This is a genomic window from Pseudomonas sp. NPDC096925, from assembly GCF_044762545.1.
Lineage (GTDB): Bacteria > Pseudomonadota > Gammaproteobacteria > Pseudomonadales > Pseudomonadaceae > Aquipseudomonas.
Genome location: NZ_JBIWEM010000001.1, coordinates 160,813 through 175,719, shown reverse-complemented (window position 1 = coordinate 175,719; position 14,907 = coordinate 160,813). Strand labels below are relative to the sequence as shown.

General features: G+C 64.9%; 14 protein-coding genes. 6 read left to right on the top strand and 8 right to left on the bottom strand.

Annotated elements, in window-relative coordinates; genetic code table 11:
* Positions 1-3: 3 nt before the first annotated feature.
* Positions 4-1,017 carry a ferrochelatase gene (hemH, locus tag ACIQYU_RS00880; protein ID WP_207832442.1) on the bottom strand — a complete coding sequence of 338 codons (1,014 nt, stop codon included), beginning with the start codon at positions 1,015-1,017 and terminating at the stop codon, positions 4-6.
* Positions 1,018-1,030: 13 nt separating this feature from the next.
* A complete protein-coding gene (locus ACIQYU_RS00875; RefSeq protein WP_402797813.1) occupies positions 1,031-1,936 on the bottom strand; it encodes a TIGR01777 family oxidoreductase in 906 nt (301 codons plus the stop codon).
* 187 nt (positions 1,937-2,123) lie between these two features.
* Here ACIQYU_RS00875 and ACIQYU_RS00870 point away from each other — a divergent pair, with 187 nt between their 5' ends.
* The 5 genes from ACIQYU_RS00870 (at position 2,124) to ACIQYU_RS00850 (ending at position 7,197) form a co-directional block, all read left to right on the top strand.
* Complete coding sequence (locus ACIQYU_RS00870) at positions 2,124-3,110, top strand: NAD(P)/FAD-dependent oxidoreductase (RefSeq protein WP_063911231.1); 987 nt, start codon at positions 2,124-2,126, stop codon at positions 3,108-3,110.
* Positions 3,111-3,211: 101 nt separating this feature from the next.
* Positions 3,212-4,180 carry a DUF523 and DUF1722 domain-containing protein gene (locus ACIQYU_RS00865; RefSeq protein ID WP_233687306.1) on the top strand — a complete coding sequence of 323 codons (969 nt, stop codon included), beginning with the start codon at positions 3,212-3,214 and terminating at the stop codon, positions 4,178-4,180.
* On the top strand, positions 4,170-5,069 hold the full coding sequence (locus ACIQYU_RS00860; RefSeq protein ID WP_207832437.1) for a MerR family transcriptional regulator: 900 nt from the start codon (positions 4,170-4,172) through the stop codon (positions 5,067-5,069). Before ACIQYU_RS00865 ends, ACIQYU_RS00860 begins: the two co-directional genes overlap by 11 nt.
* Entirely contained in the window at positions 5,060-6,502 is a 1,443-nt protein-coding gene (phrB, locus tag ACIQYU_RS00855) for a deoxyribodipyrimidine photo-lyase (protein WP_233693840.1), read from the top strand. Before ACIQYU_RS00860 ends, phrB begins: the two co-directional genes overlap by 10 nt.
* Complete coding sequence (locus ACIQYU_RS00850; protein WP_207832433.1) at positions 6,499-7,197, top strand: SDR family oxidoreductase; 699 nt, start codon at positions 6,499-6,501, stop codon at positions 7,195-7,197. Before phrB ends, ACIQYU_RS00850 begins: the two co-directional genes overlap by 4 nt.
* Positions 7,198-7,320: 123 nt before the next feature.
* Here ACIQYU_RS00850 and ACIQYU_RS00845 read toward each other — a convergent pair whose 3' ends face one another.
* The 6 genes from ACIQYU_RS00845 to hemA form a co-directional block, all read right to left on the bottom strand.
* Entirely contained in the window at positions 7,321-7,839 is a 519-nt protein-coding gene (locus ACIQYU_RS00845) for an acyloxyacyl hydrolase (protein ID WP_207832431.1), read from the bottom strand.
* 101 nt (positions 7,840-7,940) lie between these two features.
* The gene (gene murI / locus ACIQYU_RS00840) at positions 7,941-8,738 is read right to left on the bottom strand and encodes a glutamate racemase (protein ID WP_207832429.1); all 798 of its coding nucleotides are present in this window, start codon (positions 8,736-8,738) and stop codon (positions 7,941-7,943) included.
* The gene (locus ACIQYU_RS00835) at positions 8,731-9,486 is read right to left on the bottom strand and encodes a molybdopterin-synthase adenylyltransferase MoeB (RefSeq protein WP_013970911.1); all 756 of its coding nucleotides are present in this window, start codon (positions 9,484-9,486) and stop codon (positions 8,731-8,733) included. Before ACIQYU_RS00835 ends, murI begins: the two co-directional genes overlap by 8 nt.
* Positions 9,480-10,310 (bottom strand): peptide chain release factor N(5)-glutamine methyltransferase, encoded by an 831-nt coding sequence (prmC, locus tag ACIQYU_RS00830; RefSeq protein WP_207832427.1) that lies wholly within the window; start codon positions 10,308-10,310, stop codon positions 9,480-9,482. Before prmC ends, ACIQYU_RS00835 begins: the two co-directional genes overlap by 7 nt.
* Positions 10,310-11,392, bottom strand: coding sequence for a peptide chain release factor 1 (gene prfA / locus ACIQYU_RS00825; protein WP_013970909.1), 1,083 nt, complete (start codon positions 11,390-11,392; stop codon positions 10,310-10,312). The genes prmC and prfA overlap by 1 nt, the downstream gene beginning before the upstream one ends.
* Positions 11,389-12,666, bottom strand: a complete 1,278-nt coding sequence (hemA, locus tag ACIQYU_RS00820) for a glutamyl-tRNA reductase (RefSeq protein ID WP_063911223.1) — start codon at positions 12,664-12,666, stop codon at positions 11,389-11,391. The genes prfA and hemA overlap by 4 nt, the downstream gene beginning before the upstream one ends.
* A 519-nt stretch (positions 12,667-13,185) precedes the next feature.
* On the opposite strand from hemA, the gene ACIQYU_RS00815 reads away from it, so the two are divergent.
* On the top strand, positions 13,186-14,907 hold the full coding sequence (locus ACIQYU_RS00815) for a tetratricopeptide repeat protein (RefSeq protein ID WP_207832425.1): 1,722 nt from the start codon (positions 13,186-13,188) through the stop codon (positions 14,905-14,907).

The following is a 14,907-nucleotide window of genomic DNA, read 5'->3' as shown; positions in this document are numbered from 1 at the left end:
GACTCAGGCTTTTTCGCACATTCCCGCCAGCACCTTCACCCACTCCGGGTGATCATTCAGGCAAGGCACCAGCACCAGCTCCTGCCCGCCCGCCTCGACAAACTGCTCGCTGCCGCGCATGCCGATCTCCTCCAGCGTCTCGATGCAATCGGCCACGAACGCCGGGCACATCACCAGCAGCTTCTTCACCCCGGCCTTGGCCAGTTCGTCCAGCCGCGCCTCGGTATAGGGTTCGATCCACTTGGCCCGCCCCAGCCGCGACTGGAAAGACACCGACCATTTGCCATCGGGTATGCCCATTTTCTGCGCAAAGGCCCTGGCCGTGGCCAGGCACTGCCCGCGGTAACACACCGCACGCATATCGGCACTGGCATCCTTGCAGCAATCGGCCGCCTGGAAGTCATGTTTGCCAGTCGGGTCCAGCTTTTTCAGATGCCGTTCCGGCAAGCCGTGGAAGCTCAGCAACAGGTGATCGTAATCCTGCTCCAGGTAAGGCCTGGCGCTGGCGCCCAGTGCCTCGATGTAGTCCGGGTGCTCGTAGAACGGCTGCAGCACGCGCATCTGCAACGGCAACTGGCGTTCACTGACCGTCTGCCTGGCCAGCTCTACTACAGTGGTTACCGTGCTATCGGCGAACTGTGGGTACAGCGGCGCCAGGGTCACCTTGCGCACACCCTGGGCCACCAGGCGCTCAAGAACCTCGGGCAAGGCTGGCTGGCCATAGCGCATGGCAATCTCCACCGGGCCATGGGGCCAGTGCTCGACCATCGCCGCCTGCAGGCGACGGGTCAGCACCACCAGTGGCGAGCCCTCGTCCCACCAGATCGAGCCATAGGCGTGTGCCGACTGCTCCGGGCGCTTGACCAGGATCAGCGACACCAGCAGGCGCCGTACCGGCCAAGGCAGGTCGATCACGTAAGGGTCCATGAGGAACTGGTTGAGGTAGCGGCGCACATCGGCCACCGAGGTGGAGGCCGGGGAACCCAGGTTGACCAGCAGCAGAGCGTGATCGGTCATGCAGCGTCCTATGTCAGAGGCGGCTGGACAGGTTGTCCAGGGCCGATTGCAAATCGTTGAAGCGGAAGGTGAAGCCTGCCGCCAGCAAACGTACCGGGCGCGCGCGCTGGCCGCCGAGCAGCAGCGTCGACAGCTCACCCAGGCCGGCCTTGAGCAGCAGTGCCGGCACCGGCAGCAACGCCGGCCGGTGCAGGGTGCGCCCCAGGCGCCTGGCAAACTCGCGGTTGCGCACCGGCTCCGGGGCGCAGGCATTATAAGGACCGCTGGCATCCTTGTGCTGCAAGAGAAAATCAATCAGGGCGACCTGGTCGTCTATATGGATCCAGGGCATCCACTGCCGCCCGTCGCCCAAAGGCCCGCCCAGCCCCAGTTTGAAGGGCACGCGCAGGCGCGACAAAAAGCCGCCATCACTGGCCAGCACCAACCCGGTACGCACCAGCACCACGCGAATACCCTGGGCCTGGGAACGCAGGGCCGTCTCTTCCCAGGCAATGCACAGCTGGCTGGCGAAATCTTCGCGCACCGGCGGTGAAGCCTCGGTCAGCTCGCGTTCGCCACCGTCTCCGTACCAGCCCACCGCAGAGCCGGAGATCAGCACTTGCGGGCGCTGTTCACGGGTGCCCAGCCAGGCCAGCAACTGCTCGGTGAGGGTGACGCGGCTGGCCCACAGCAGGTTGCGCCGGGCGGCTGTCCAGGGCCGGTCGGCAATCGGCGCGCCGGCCAGGTTGATCACCGCGTCCAACTGATCATCCGCCTCCAGTTGCTCCAGGCGGGCGATGCCACGCACGCCGGTGCCACAAATTTTCGGCACCTGCTCAGGTCGCCGGCTCCACACCGTCAGGCGATGACCCTGGCCGAGCCAGTACTGGCACAGGTGCTTGCCAATCAACCCGGTGCCACCTGTCAGCAATATATGCATGGCTGTGTCCTCGCAGAATGCGGCGGTGGTCTATTTTTAACATCAAGGCACTTTTTTGACCCGACGCTCTCGGATAAACATAGGTCAACCTGTCTGCCAACGCGGAATAACCTTATACAAATTTTGTGCATTGTACAGGTTTACCTGACAGCGTAGTCTGCTTACAGCAAGGTTTGAAGAGGCCATCATGACAGTACCTATCGCCATCATCGGGGCCGGTATAGCCGGCTTGTCAGCCGCCCAGGCCTTGCAAAAGGCCGGGCAATCCGTGCATTTGTTCGACAAGGGCCACGGCAGTGGCGGGCGCATGGCCAGCAAGCGCAGCGAAGTCGGCGCGCTGGACCTGGGTGCCCAGTACTTCACCGCCCGTGACCGGCGCTTCGTCGAGCAGGTGCAGCAGTGGGTCGCCGCCGGTTGGGCCGAACAATGGAAACCGCAGCTGTACAACTACCGCGATGGTGAGCTCACCCCCTCCCCCGACGAGCAGACGCGCTGGGTGGGTGTGCCGCGCATGAGTGCAATCACCCGCGGCCTGCTCAAGGACGTGACGGTCAACTTCGGCTGCCGCATCGCCGAGGTGTTCCGCGGCAAGCAATACTGGCACCTGCAGGACACCGAAGGCTGCAGCCACGGCCCCTACAGCCGCGTGGTGATCGCCGTGCCGGCACCGCAGGCCACCCCGCTGCTGGCCTCCACCCCCAAGCTCGCCGCCGTGGCCGCCGGCGTGCAGATGGAGCCCACCTGGGCCGTCGCCCTGGCCTTCCAGACCCCGCTGGACACGCCGATGCAAGGCTGCTTCGTGCAGGACAACCCGCTCGAGTGGCTGGCGCGCAACCGTAGCAAACCCGGGCGTGACGAGAAGTTCGACACCTGGGTACTGCACGCTACCTCGAACTGGAGCCGGCAACACATCGACCTGCCCAAGGAAGAGGTGATCGAACAGCTGAGGGGCGAGTTCGCCGAACTGGTCGGCTGCGTGGTGCCGCCACCTACTTTTGCCTTGGCCCACCGCTGGCTGTATGCCCGCCCGAGCAGCAACCATGAATGGGGCGCGCTGGCCGATGCAGACCAAGGCTTGTATGCCTGCGGCGACTGGTGCCTGTCCGGGCGGGTCGAGGGCGCCTGGCTCAGCGGCCAGGAAGCTGCGCGCCGGCTGCTCGAACACCTCGAGTGATGTAGAGCTATACAAAAAAACTGGTTTGCATAACTTCAGGGCTGTGCTGGAATAAACCTGTACAAATTTTTGGTTTCGTACAGGTTATCTGGAGACAGCCCATGCACGACTCATCCGCCCACAGCAAGCCGCGTATCGCCATCAGCGCCTGTCTGACCGGGCACAGCGTGCGCTATAACGGCGGCCACAAGGCCTCCGACCTGTGCCGCACGCAGCTCGAGGAACACTTCGACTGGTTGCCGGTGTGCCCGGAGGTGGCCATCGGCCTGGGCGTACCGCGCGACCCGATCCGCCTGGTCGGCGACCCCGAGCAACCGGAAGTGGTCGGAACCCGCAACCCCGGGATGGACCTGACCGGCCCGCTGCGCAGCTACGGCGAGCAAATGGCCGCCGAACTCGACGATATCTGCGGCTACATTTTCATGCAGAAATCGCCCTCCTGTGGCCTGGAGCGGGTCAAGGTGTACCAGGACAATGGCCATCCGGCCTTCAACAGCGGGCGGGGCGTGTATGCCCAGGCGTTCTGCGCAAGGCGCCCAGACCTGCCGGTGGAAGAAGAAGGCCGCCTGCACGACCCGGTGCTGCGCGAGAATTTCATCAGCCGCGTGTACGCCTACGCCGACTGGCAGCGCCTGCTGGCCGAAGGCCTGAGCCGGGGCGCCCTGGTGCGCTTCCACTCACGCTACAAGTACCTGCTGATGGCCAACAACCCCCAAGCCTACCGCAGCCTGGGGCGCCTGCTCGGCAGCATGAGCAAGGAAGACGACCCGCAAAGCATCGGCCCGCGCTACTTCAGCCAGCTGATGCAGGCCCTGCGCCGCTGCGCCAGCCGTGGCACCCATGGCAACGTGCTGCAGCATCTGAGCGGCTACTTCAAGGACGCGCTCACTCAGCAGGACAAAGCCGAGCTGCAGACCGTCATCGGCCAATACCAGCAAGGCGTTGTGCCGCTGGTGGTGCCGCTGACCCTGCTCAAGCACCACTTGCGCAAGCACCCCGACCCGTATCTGCAGCAACAGGCCTACCTGCAGCCGCACCCAGAGCGCCTGGGCCTGCGCAATGCCGTCTGAAATCCTGTTGCCCATCGGCGAACTGGCTCGCCGCACGGGCGTCAACCCCGTCACCCTGCGCGCCTGGGAGCGCCGCTACGGCCTGCTCAAGCCCCAACGCACTGCCAAGGGCCATCGCCTGTATCCGCTGGAGCAGGTCGCACGCGTCGAGGCGATCCTCGCCTGGCTGCAGCGCGGTGCCTCCGTCAGCCAGGTACGTGAGCTGCTCGACAAACCGGCCAGCACGGCGCCGAAAGGCGACTGGCAAGCCCGGCAGTTCCAGCTGATCGAGGCCATTGCCACGCTGTCGCAGCGCGCCCTCGACCAGCAGCTCAACCAGGCGATGGCCTTGTACCCGGCCGTCACCCTGTGCGAGCAGTTGCTGTTGCCGCTGCTCGACCTCCTGGAGCTGCGCTGGCGCAACTACTTCAATGCACGGCTGGAGCAGGTGTTTTTCCACAGCTGGCTGCGCAGCAAGCTGGGCGCCCGGGTCTACCACGACAACCAGTTGCTGCAAGGCCCTGCCATCTTGCTGGCTGAAGACAGCGAACGCACCTTCAACCCCGATTTGTGGTTGTGCGCCTGGCTGTTCACCAGCAACGGCCTGCCAGTCGAAGTGCTGGAGCACGCCATTGCCGGCGCGCACCTGCAATGCGCCGTCACCATGCTCAAACCGCGCGCCGTGCTTCTGCACCTGGGGCCACGCATCGATGAAAAGGCGCTGCAACGCACCCTGCCCAACCTGCCCGTACCGACCTTGCTCGGTGGGCCAACGCTGGCGCTGCACGAAGCCCGGCTGCGAGCCCTCCGGCTGCCCAACCTCGCCCTGTTCGATACCCCACAGGCGGCATTGCGTTTGCTGCAAGCCCATGACCGCCAGCCCGTAGAGATGACCGCACCATGCACCTGACCTGGCTGCGCAGTGACCTGCGCATCGATGACAACACCGCGCTCAGCGCCGCCAGCGAGCGCGGCCCGACCGTCGCCCTGTGGCTGGTCAGCCCCGGGCAATGGCAGGCCCACGACGACGCTACCTGCAAAGTCGACTTCTGGCTGCGCAACCTGCGCGACCTGCGCCAGTCGCTGGGACGCCTGAACATTCCCCTGCTGATCCGCAAGATCGACACCTGGGACCAGGCGCCACAGGCGGTGCTCGATGTCTGCCGCCAACACCAGGTGCAAAGCGTGCACTGGAACGAGGAGTACGGCATCAACGAACAACGTCGCGACACCGCCACCCGGGCGCTGCTGGAAAAGTCGGCCATCCAGGCCCACAGCCACCTCGACCAGCTGTTGTTCCGCCCGGGCACCATCCTTACCCGCAGCGGCGACTACTTCCAGGTGTTCAGCCAGTTCAAGAAGAGCTGCCTGGAGCACTTGCACCGCGGCCTCCCCGCCCTGGCCCACCGAGTCAAACGCCAGGCACCGCTGCAGATCAGCAGCGACCCGATCCCCCAGCACGTGGACGGCTTCGAAAAACCCGCTCAGGCCCTGCGCGACCACTGGCCGGCCGGTGAAGCCGAGGCACAAGCGCGGCTGACCCGCTTTCTCGACGAGACCATCGACGACTACCAACAACTGCGCGACTTGCCTGCCAGGCCCGGCACCAGCCAGCTCTCCGCCTACCTGGCCGCTGGCGTGATCTCGCCGCGCCAGTGCCTGCACGGCGCCCTGGCCAGCAACCGCGGCGAGTTCGACAGCGGTAGCAGCGGCGTGCAAACCTGGATCAACGAGCTGCTCTGGCGCGAATTCTACAAACACATCCTGACCGGTTATCCACAGGTCTCGCGTCACCGCGCCTTCCGCGCCCAGACCGAAGCCCTGCCCTGGCGCGACGCACCGGCCGACCTTGAAGCCTGGGAACAGGGGCGTACCGGCTTCCCGATCATCGACGCCGCCATGCGCCAACTGCTGCACACTGGGTGGATGCACAACCGCCTGCGCATGATCGTGGCCATGTTCCTCAGCAAGAACCTGCTGATCGACTGGCGCAAGGGCGAGCGGCATTTCATGCGCCACCTGATAGACGGCGACCTGGCCGCCAACAACGGCGGCTGGCAGTGGAGCGCGTCCACCGGCACCGACGCAGTGCCCTATTTCCGCATCTTCAACCCGGTTTCACAGTCGCAGCGTTTCGACCCGCAGGGGCGTTTCATTCGGCACTGGCTGCCGGAATTGCAGGGGCTGGATGAAAAAACCATTCATCTTCCCGTAAGATCAGCCGATCTTTTTGCCAGACAATCCTACTACAGTCCAATCGTCGATCTTGACAGCAGTCGCCAGCGCGCGCTGGAGGCGTTCAAGGGCCTCCCGCGCCGGCAGGATCAGAGGGCGCTATCTTGAACAATGCACGCAGTATCTGGGTAACGGGCGCCGGCAATGGACTAGGCCTGGCGCTGGTGGAAGAGTTGCTCGCTGAAGGACACCGGGTAGCCGCCAGCGGCAAGGACAGCGAGGCACTGGATGCCTTGGCGGCGCGTTATGGCAGCCAATTGTTGCGCTTGCCCTGGCAGTTGCATGAAGAACAGCAGGCGGCCCAGGCCAGCCAACAGATCTGCCATGCCTGGTGCTCGCTGGATGGCTTGATCATCAACGCCGGTACCAGCGATTACCTGGTGGACGATGTGGCGGACAGCGAGTTGTTCGAGGCGCTCGTCACTGGCAACCAGTTGGCCAGCGAGCATTGCCTGGCCAATGCGCTGCCCTTGCTGGCGAAGGGTGACTCGCCGCAGGTGATGGCGGTGTTCAACCGGTATTCGGCCTTGCAGCTATATGCGCCGACGCAGGTGACTGCGGGCTGGAACAACTTGCCGCAGTGGGTGCGCGAGCAGCGTCAGGCGTTGAAGGCTCTGGGGGTTGAGCTAACAGTGGTTGGGCCGCAGTCGTTGAAGACACCTGTAACCCCGGCGCAGGCAATACCAGAGGTGTGGACGCCGCAGAATGCGGCAGAAGAACTGCTGCGGCGCTGGCCACAGAGGGAACCTGAGCTTGTGCTGGAGGCTTTGGACCTCAATGGCCTGTGGCCGTTGACGCGGTAGAGTCTGGCATCGGCACTGCCTTCTTCGCGGGTAAACCCGCTCCCACAGGTACACCACTGCACTCAAGATACAGTCCACCCTGTGGGAGCGGGTTTACCCGCGAAGAGGCCGGCACAGGAGCGCTCAGAGCGCCATGCGGTAATGCAGGCTGTAGCTCTCCACGCCATCGTTGGGCTGTTTGATGCCCGCGTTGGAATAGTGAATCGCCCGCACGCCAATCTCATGCCCACCGGCAAAGCGCAAACCAAAGCCGATGCGGTCCTCGAACTGGAACGCCGAGCCCAGTTCGTTGTCTTCCAGTTCGGTGCTGGAGAATGCCGCCACACCGATCCCCGCCTCGATGTAAGGCTTCACCGACTCCCCGGCAAACTCATAAACGAACACCGGCGCGAACGACAGGCTGTGGTTGCTCGCGGTCTTGTCGCCATCCCAATAGGTGTAGGCCCCATCCCAGTACCCCGTAAGGCGCCCCACGCTGGTCTGCCACCAGCTCGCCTCCCAATTCGATTGCAGCCCCAACCGGTAGACCATGGTCGAGTCACCGGTCTGCCCCACCGAAAACGAAACATCGGCAGCCTGCGCCGACAATGAATGCCCCAGGGTGAAGACGGCAGCCGCCGCCAAGCCGAGCAGCTTCTTCATGAGCAACATCCTTCTTTGCTGTTATTAGTGTCCGCCTCATATCAGGCAAGGCGGTAGAAAACGGCAGCGGTACGGTAGTTCAGTTGCTTTTCAGGTTTTCTTTACAATGAAAAGCTTTGCACACTGCCAGACTTATGCCACAGCAAAGGTAGGATTTTCCTGAGAGATTGCGGATCAGCACTGGTCCAGAAACGGGTATCCCGAGCCGGTCCTTCAGCCAACAGGTCATCCGCGCCCAGCAGCCTCTGCAGTTGGCGCGCCACCGCGGCGCCAGTGTCGATGATGGCCACGTCGGCTGGCACCATGCCGGCCAGCAACGGGCGCAAGAAGGGGTAATGGGTGCAGCCGAGGATCAGCGTGTCGCAGCCAGCGGCCAGCAACGGCTGAACATAACCTTGCAGCAACTGGCGCAGCGCCGGGCTGGCCAGGTCGCCGGCCTCGATCAACTCGACCAGCCCCGGGCAAGGTTGGGTGATGACCTGTACGTCATTGGCAAAACGGTCGAGCAAGGCGGCGAACTTGGCGCTCTGCAGGGTACCGGTGGTGGCCAGCACACCGACCACGCCAGAGCGCGTGGCGGCGGCAGCGGGCTTCACCGCCGGCTCCATGCCCACCAGCGGCCAGTTCGGGTACAACTCGCGCAGGTCGGCCACCGCCGCCACCGTGGCGGTATTGCAGGCCAGTACCATGGCCTTGGCGCCCTGTTCATGGAAGAACGCAGCAATGCGCCGGAGACGCTCACGGATATAGTCCGGCGACTTCTCGCCGTAGGGTATGTGGCCGCAATCACCCACGTACAGCAGCGTCTCGTTGGGCAGCAGGCGCTGGATCTCGGCGAGTACCGACAAGCCGCCAACCCCGGAGTCCATCACGCCGACCGGCGCCGAACGCTCAGCCATCGCGCTTGCCGCAGACCGCACAAGCCGGGTCGCGCTTGACCCGCAATTCGCGGATACGAGTGCCGAGCGCATCGATCAACAGCAGGCGGCCGACCAGCGGCTCGCCGAACCCGGCCAGCAGCTTCATCGCCTCCAGCGCCTGCAGGCTGCCTACCAGGCCCACCAGTGGGCCGATCACGCCGGCTTCGCTGCAGGTCAGTTCGGCTTCGCTGCCATGGCCGTACAGGCAGTGGTAGCAAGGGCTGTAGTCACGCCGTGGGTCGAACACCGACAACTGCCCTTCCAGGCGGATCGCCGCACCGCTGACCAGCGGCTTGCCAGCCGCGACACAGGCGGCGTTGACCGCCTCACGGGTACCGAAGTTGTCGGAGCAGTCCAGCACCAGGTCGACCGCCGCCACGGCGGCCGCCAGCGAATCCTCGTCCAGCGCCTGGCGATGGGCGACCAGGCTGATTTCCGGGTTGATCGCCTGCAAGCGCTGCAAGGCCGAATCGACCTTGCTCATGCCGACGCTGGCACTGTCGTGGATGACCTGGCGTTGCAGGTTGGTCAGGTCGACGGTGTCGAAGTCGGCCAGGTGCAGCTCCCCCACCCCGGCGGCGGCCAGGTACAGGGCAACTGGCGAGCCAAGGCCACCGAGCCCGACGATCAGCGCCTTGCTCTGCTTGAGCCGCAACTGGCCGTCAATATCGATCTGGGCCAGCAATACCTGCCGGCTGTAACGCAGCAGTTCCTGATCACTCAACATGGCAGGCGCCCCAGGGTAATGCGTTCATGACCGCCCAGATCCATGCGGCTGGCGACCTCGATGAAACCTTGTTCAGCCAGCAGGGCGCGCACCGCCGCTGCCTGATCGTAGCCGTGTTCCAGCAACAACCAGCCACCCGGCAACAGGTGCGCGGGGGCCTGGGCGGCGATTACGCGCAGGTCGTCCAGGCCATCGGCACCGGCCACCAGCGCGCTGCTGGGCTCGAAGCGCACATCACCGGCAACCAGGTGCGGGTCTGCGGCGGCGATGTAGGGCGGGTTGCTGACAATCAGGTCGAAACGCTCGCCGGCCAGGCTGTCGAACCAGTGGCTGAGCCGTACCTGGACGTTTTCCAGGCCCAGGCGCTGGCGGTTGCGCTCGGCCAGGGCGACGGCCTCCTCCACTCGGTCCACTGCGGTTACCTGCCAGGCCGGGCGATCACTGGCCAGGGCCAGGGCAATCGCGCCGGTGCCGGTGCCCAGGTCAAGGACCTTGGCCGGCGTGGCAGGTTGCAGCTCAAGGGCGGCTTCGACCAGCAGCTCGGTATCCGGCCGCGGGATCAGGGTATGCGGCGCCACTTCCAGGTCGATCTTCCAGAAGCCCTGCAGCCCGAGAATGTAGGCGACCGGCTCGCCGCCACGGCGGCGCTGCAGGTAACCGGCATAGGTCTCGGCGTCTTCGCTGCTGACGATTCGCTCGGGCCAGGTATGCAGGTAGCTGCGCGACTTGCCGATGGCCGCAGCCAACAGCAGCTCGGCATCCAGCCGCTCGGTGGGCGATTCTGGCAACTGCGCGTTGCGCAGCAGGCTGGCGATGATGGTCATCAGTCCCCCAGGGCGGCCAGTTGATCGGCCTGGTACTCGGCCAGCAGCGGTTCGATCACCGCCTCCACGCCGCCGGCGAGGATGTCGTCCAGCGAGTACAGGGTCAGGTTGATACGGTGGTCGGTCACCCGGCCCTGCGGATAATTGTACGTGCGGATGCGCTCGGAACGGTCGCCAGAGCCGACCAGCAGCTTGCGCTCGGTGGCGATGGCGTTCTGCGCCGCGCTGGTCTGCATGTCGTTGAGCTTGGCCGACAGCCAGGACATGGCGCGGGCACGGTTCTTGTGCTGCGAACGCTCTTCCTGGCACTCGACCACGATACCGGTTGGCAAGTGGGTGATACGGATCGCCGAATCGGTCTTGTTGACGTGCTGGCCACCGGCACCGGATGCGCGGTAGGTGTCCACGCGCAGGTCGGCCGGGTTGATCTCGATGGCCGCCTGTTCGTCCGGCTCGGGCAGTACCGCCACGGTGCACGCGGAGGTGTGGATACGGCCCTGGGATTCGGTCTCGGGCACGCGCTGTACGCGGTGCGCGCCGGACTCGAACTTGAGCTTGCCGTACACGCTCTCCCCCTCGACGCGAGCGATGATTTCCTTGTAGCCGCCGTGTTCGCCTTCGTTCTCGGAGAGGATTTCCAGGCGCCAGCCACGCTTTTCGGCGTAGCGCGAATACATGCGGAACAGGTCGCCGGAGAAGATCGCTGCCTCGTCGCCACCGGTGCCGGCACGGATTTCGAGGAACACGTTGCGGCCGTCGTTGGGGTCCTTGGGCAACAGCATGCGTTGCAGCTGCGACTCCAGCGTCAGCAGTTGTTCCTTGGCTTCACGCACTTCTTCCACGGCCATTTCGCGCAGGTCCGGGTCACTGTCCTTGAGCAGCGCCTGGGCACCTTCGAGGTCGTCCTGGACTTTGCGCCACTCTTTATAAGCAGCGTAGACCGGCTCGACTTCGGCGTACTCACGGGAATAGGCGCGAAAGCGCGTCTGGTCGGAAATGACCTCGGCATCACCGAGCAGTGCGGTGAGTTCTTCGAAGCGGTCCTGGAGGATTTCCAGTTTGTTCAGCAGCGACGCTTTCATTGCGGGGATTTGTCCGTCGAGCCCTCGTTGAGGGCAAAGAGTTCCTGGGCCATGGCCAGCGCATCGAGGCGGCCCTCGGCCGAGAGCCTTTTCAGTTGCACGCTTGGCGCATGCAGGAGTTTGTTGGTCAGCCCCCGGGCCAGTTGGGCCAATACGTCTTCGGGGTTGCCGCCGTTGGCCAGCAGGCGCTGGGCCTTTTGCAGTTCTTCGTCGCGCAGGCGCTCGCTTTGCTGGCGATAGGCCTTGAGCACGTCCACCGCGGCCAGCTCGCGCAGGCGCAGCATGAAATCTTCGGCCCCCACCGACACCAGTTCCTCGGCGGCCTGGGCCGCGCCCTGGCGGCTCTTGAGGTTTTCCGCCACCACGTCGTGCAGGTCATCGACAGTGTACAGGTAGACGTCGTCCAGTTCGCCGACTTCGGTTTCGATATCGCGCGGTACGGCGATGTCGACCATGAAGATCGGCTTGTGCCGGCGCTGCTTCAGCGCGCTCTCGACCGCGCCCTTGCCGAGGATTGGCAGCTGGCTGGCGGTGGAGCTGATGACGATGTCGCTGTTGGCCAGTTCCTGGGGGATGTCGGCCAGCAGTACCGCGTGCGCACCGAACTGCTCGGCCAGGATGCTGGCCCGCTCCAGGGTACGGTTGGCCACGACGATGCGGCGCACGCCCTGCTCATGCAGATGGCGGGCGACCAGGGTGATGGTTTCGCCGGCGCCGATCAGCAGGGCCTGGCTACGGCCCAGGTCGCTGAAGATCTGCTTGGCCAGGCTGACTGCGGCAAACGCCACCGACACCGGGTTTTCGCCGATGGCGGTGTCGGTGCGCACCTGCTTGGCGGCGCTGAAGGTGGCCTGGAACAGGCGCCCGAGCAGCGGGCCGACGGTGCCGGCCTCACGCGCCACGGCGTAGGCGGACTTCATCTGGCCGAGGATCTGCGGCTCGCCGAGCACCAGCGAGTCCAGGCCGGAGGCCACCCGCATCATGTGCTTCACCGCCTCGTGCTCTTCGTGCACGTAGGCGCTGGCGCGCAGCTCGTCCAGGCTGAGGCGGTGATAGTCGGCCAGCCATTGCAGCACGGCATCGGCGGACAGGTGGTCCTGCTCTATATAGAGCTCGCTACGGTTGCAGGTCGACAGGATCGCCGCTTCGCGGCTGGATGTCAGTCGGCAGAGCTGCTGCAGGGCGTCTACCAGCTGCTCTGGGGTAAACGCCACGCGCTCGCGTACGTCTACCGAGGCAGTCTTATGGTTGATACCAAGTGCAAGAAAGGCCATGCAAGGTCGCTGGTTGTGACGAGAAGCCGATAATTGTCCTCTTTCGCAGGTTTCAGGACAACCACCGTTGGTGTTCGCCTTGACACTTTCTGCGCCTGTAAAATCGAGCGCCGCCCGCGCGGCGCTTCGCGGGACAAGCCCGCTCCCACATTTGTTGCAACGTGCCGAACCTGTCAGGCCATGGTTGCACGCCTTGTTGGCTCGACTCTATTTCGAGGTGGACACATCCGCAGCCCCACTTGTCTGAAGACATGCACCAAGGCTGGCAACGCCTCTCCAACAGACATGGCCACGTTGCAACAAATGTGGGAGCGGGCTTGTCCCGCGAAGCGCCGCGCGGGCGGCGCTCGATCTCCGCACCACCACACCAATCAAGCCATACACCCGGCACAACCAACCTGTCCGGAACCCTTCCCCCCCCTCAAAGGTCGCAGTTAACCAGCCACAGCACAGGTGGGTTTGCCCCCGCGCTTGTGTCATCATGCTCCGACCGCCGGTGAGTCCTCCAATAAGCCTTCTATGAACAAACCATACGCATTGCTGCTTGCCTTCGCCCTGCTCCAGGGCTGCCAGAGCCTGGCCCCGCAAAAGGCCGAGCCTCCCGTCGCCGAGGCCGGCAAACCCGAGGCGGAAAAGCCCGTGGTGTATGGCTCGTTCAAGCAGGACACGCTCTATAGCCTGCTGGTGGCGGAGCTGGCCGGCCAACGCAACCGCTTCGACATCGCCCTGGCCAACTACACCGACCAGGCCGCGAAAACCCAGGACCCGGGGGTTTCCGAGCGCGCCTACCGCATTGCCGAATACCTCGGCGCCGACGAACCGGCGCTGGACAACGCCCTGGTCTGGGCCCGCAACGACCCGCAGAACCTCGACGCCCAGCGCGCCGCCGCCATCCAGCTGGCCCGCGCCGGCCGCTATGACGACTCCATGGCGTACATGGAAAAGGTGCTGCAGGGCCAAGGCGACACCCATTTCGACTTCCTCGCCCTGTCCGCCGCCGAAACCGACCAGGGCACCCGCGACGGCCTGCTGCAAAGCTTCGAGCGCCTGCTGGTGAAGTACCCGGACAACAGCCAGCTGGTGTTCGGCAAGGCCCTGCTGCTGAACCAGGACGGCAAGGCCGAAGAAGCTCTGGAGCTGCTCGAGTCGCACCCGCCGCAAAACGACGAAGTCGCCCCGATCCTGCTGCGCGCGCGCCTGCTGCAAGCCCTGAACCGCGGCCCGGAGGCCCTGCCACTGCTGCGCGGCGCGATTCGCGACAACCCGGACGACAAGCGCCTGCGCCTGACCTATGCCCGCACCCTGGTCGAACAGGACCGCATCGCAGATGCCAAGGGCGAGTTCCTCAGCCTGGTCCAGCAATACCCCGACGACGACGAACTGCGCTATTCGCTGGCCCTGGTGTGCCTGGAAAACAAGGACTGGGATGAAGCCGAGGGCTACCTGCAGGAGCTGATCGAGCGCGACAGCAACGTCGACGCCGCGCACCTGAACCTGGGCCGCATCCGCGAGGAGCGCCACGACCCCGCTGGCGCCCTGCGTGAATACGCCCTGGTCGGCCCGGGCCCCGACTACCTGCCGGCGCAATTGCGCCAGGCCGACATCCTGATCGCCAACGGCCGTGGTACCGAGGCCTCCCGCCTGCTCGCCGACGCCCGCGAAGCCCAGCCGGATTACGCCATCCAGCTGTTCCTGATCGAATCGGAAAGCTACAGCAACAACAACAAGGACGCCCAGGCCAGCCAGGTGCTGCAGCAAGCCATCCAGCGCTACCCGGACGACCTCAACCTGCTGTACACCCGCGCCATGCTGGCCGAGAAGCGTGACGACCTGCCGCAGATGGAAAAAGACCTGCGCGCCATCATCGCCCGCGAGCCGGAAAATGCCATGGCCCTGAACGCCCTCGGCTACACCCTGGCCGACCGCACCACCCGCTACAGCGAAGCCAAGGCGCTGATCGACAAGGCCCATCAGCTGACCCCGGACGACCCGGCGGTGCTCGACAGCCTGGGCTGGGTCAACTACCGCCTGGGCAACCTCGACGAGGCTGAAACCTACTTGCGCAAGGCCTTTGCCAGCTTCCCCGACCACGAAGTGGCCGCCCACCTGGGCGAAGTGCTATGGGCCAACGGCAAGCGCCGCGAAGCCCGCCAGGTCTGGGCCAAGGGCTTCGAAGCCCAGGCCGACAGCCCCATCCTGCGCAAGACCCTCCTGCGCCTGACCGGATCCGAGACTCTCTAA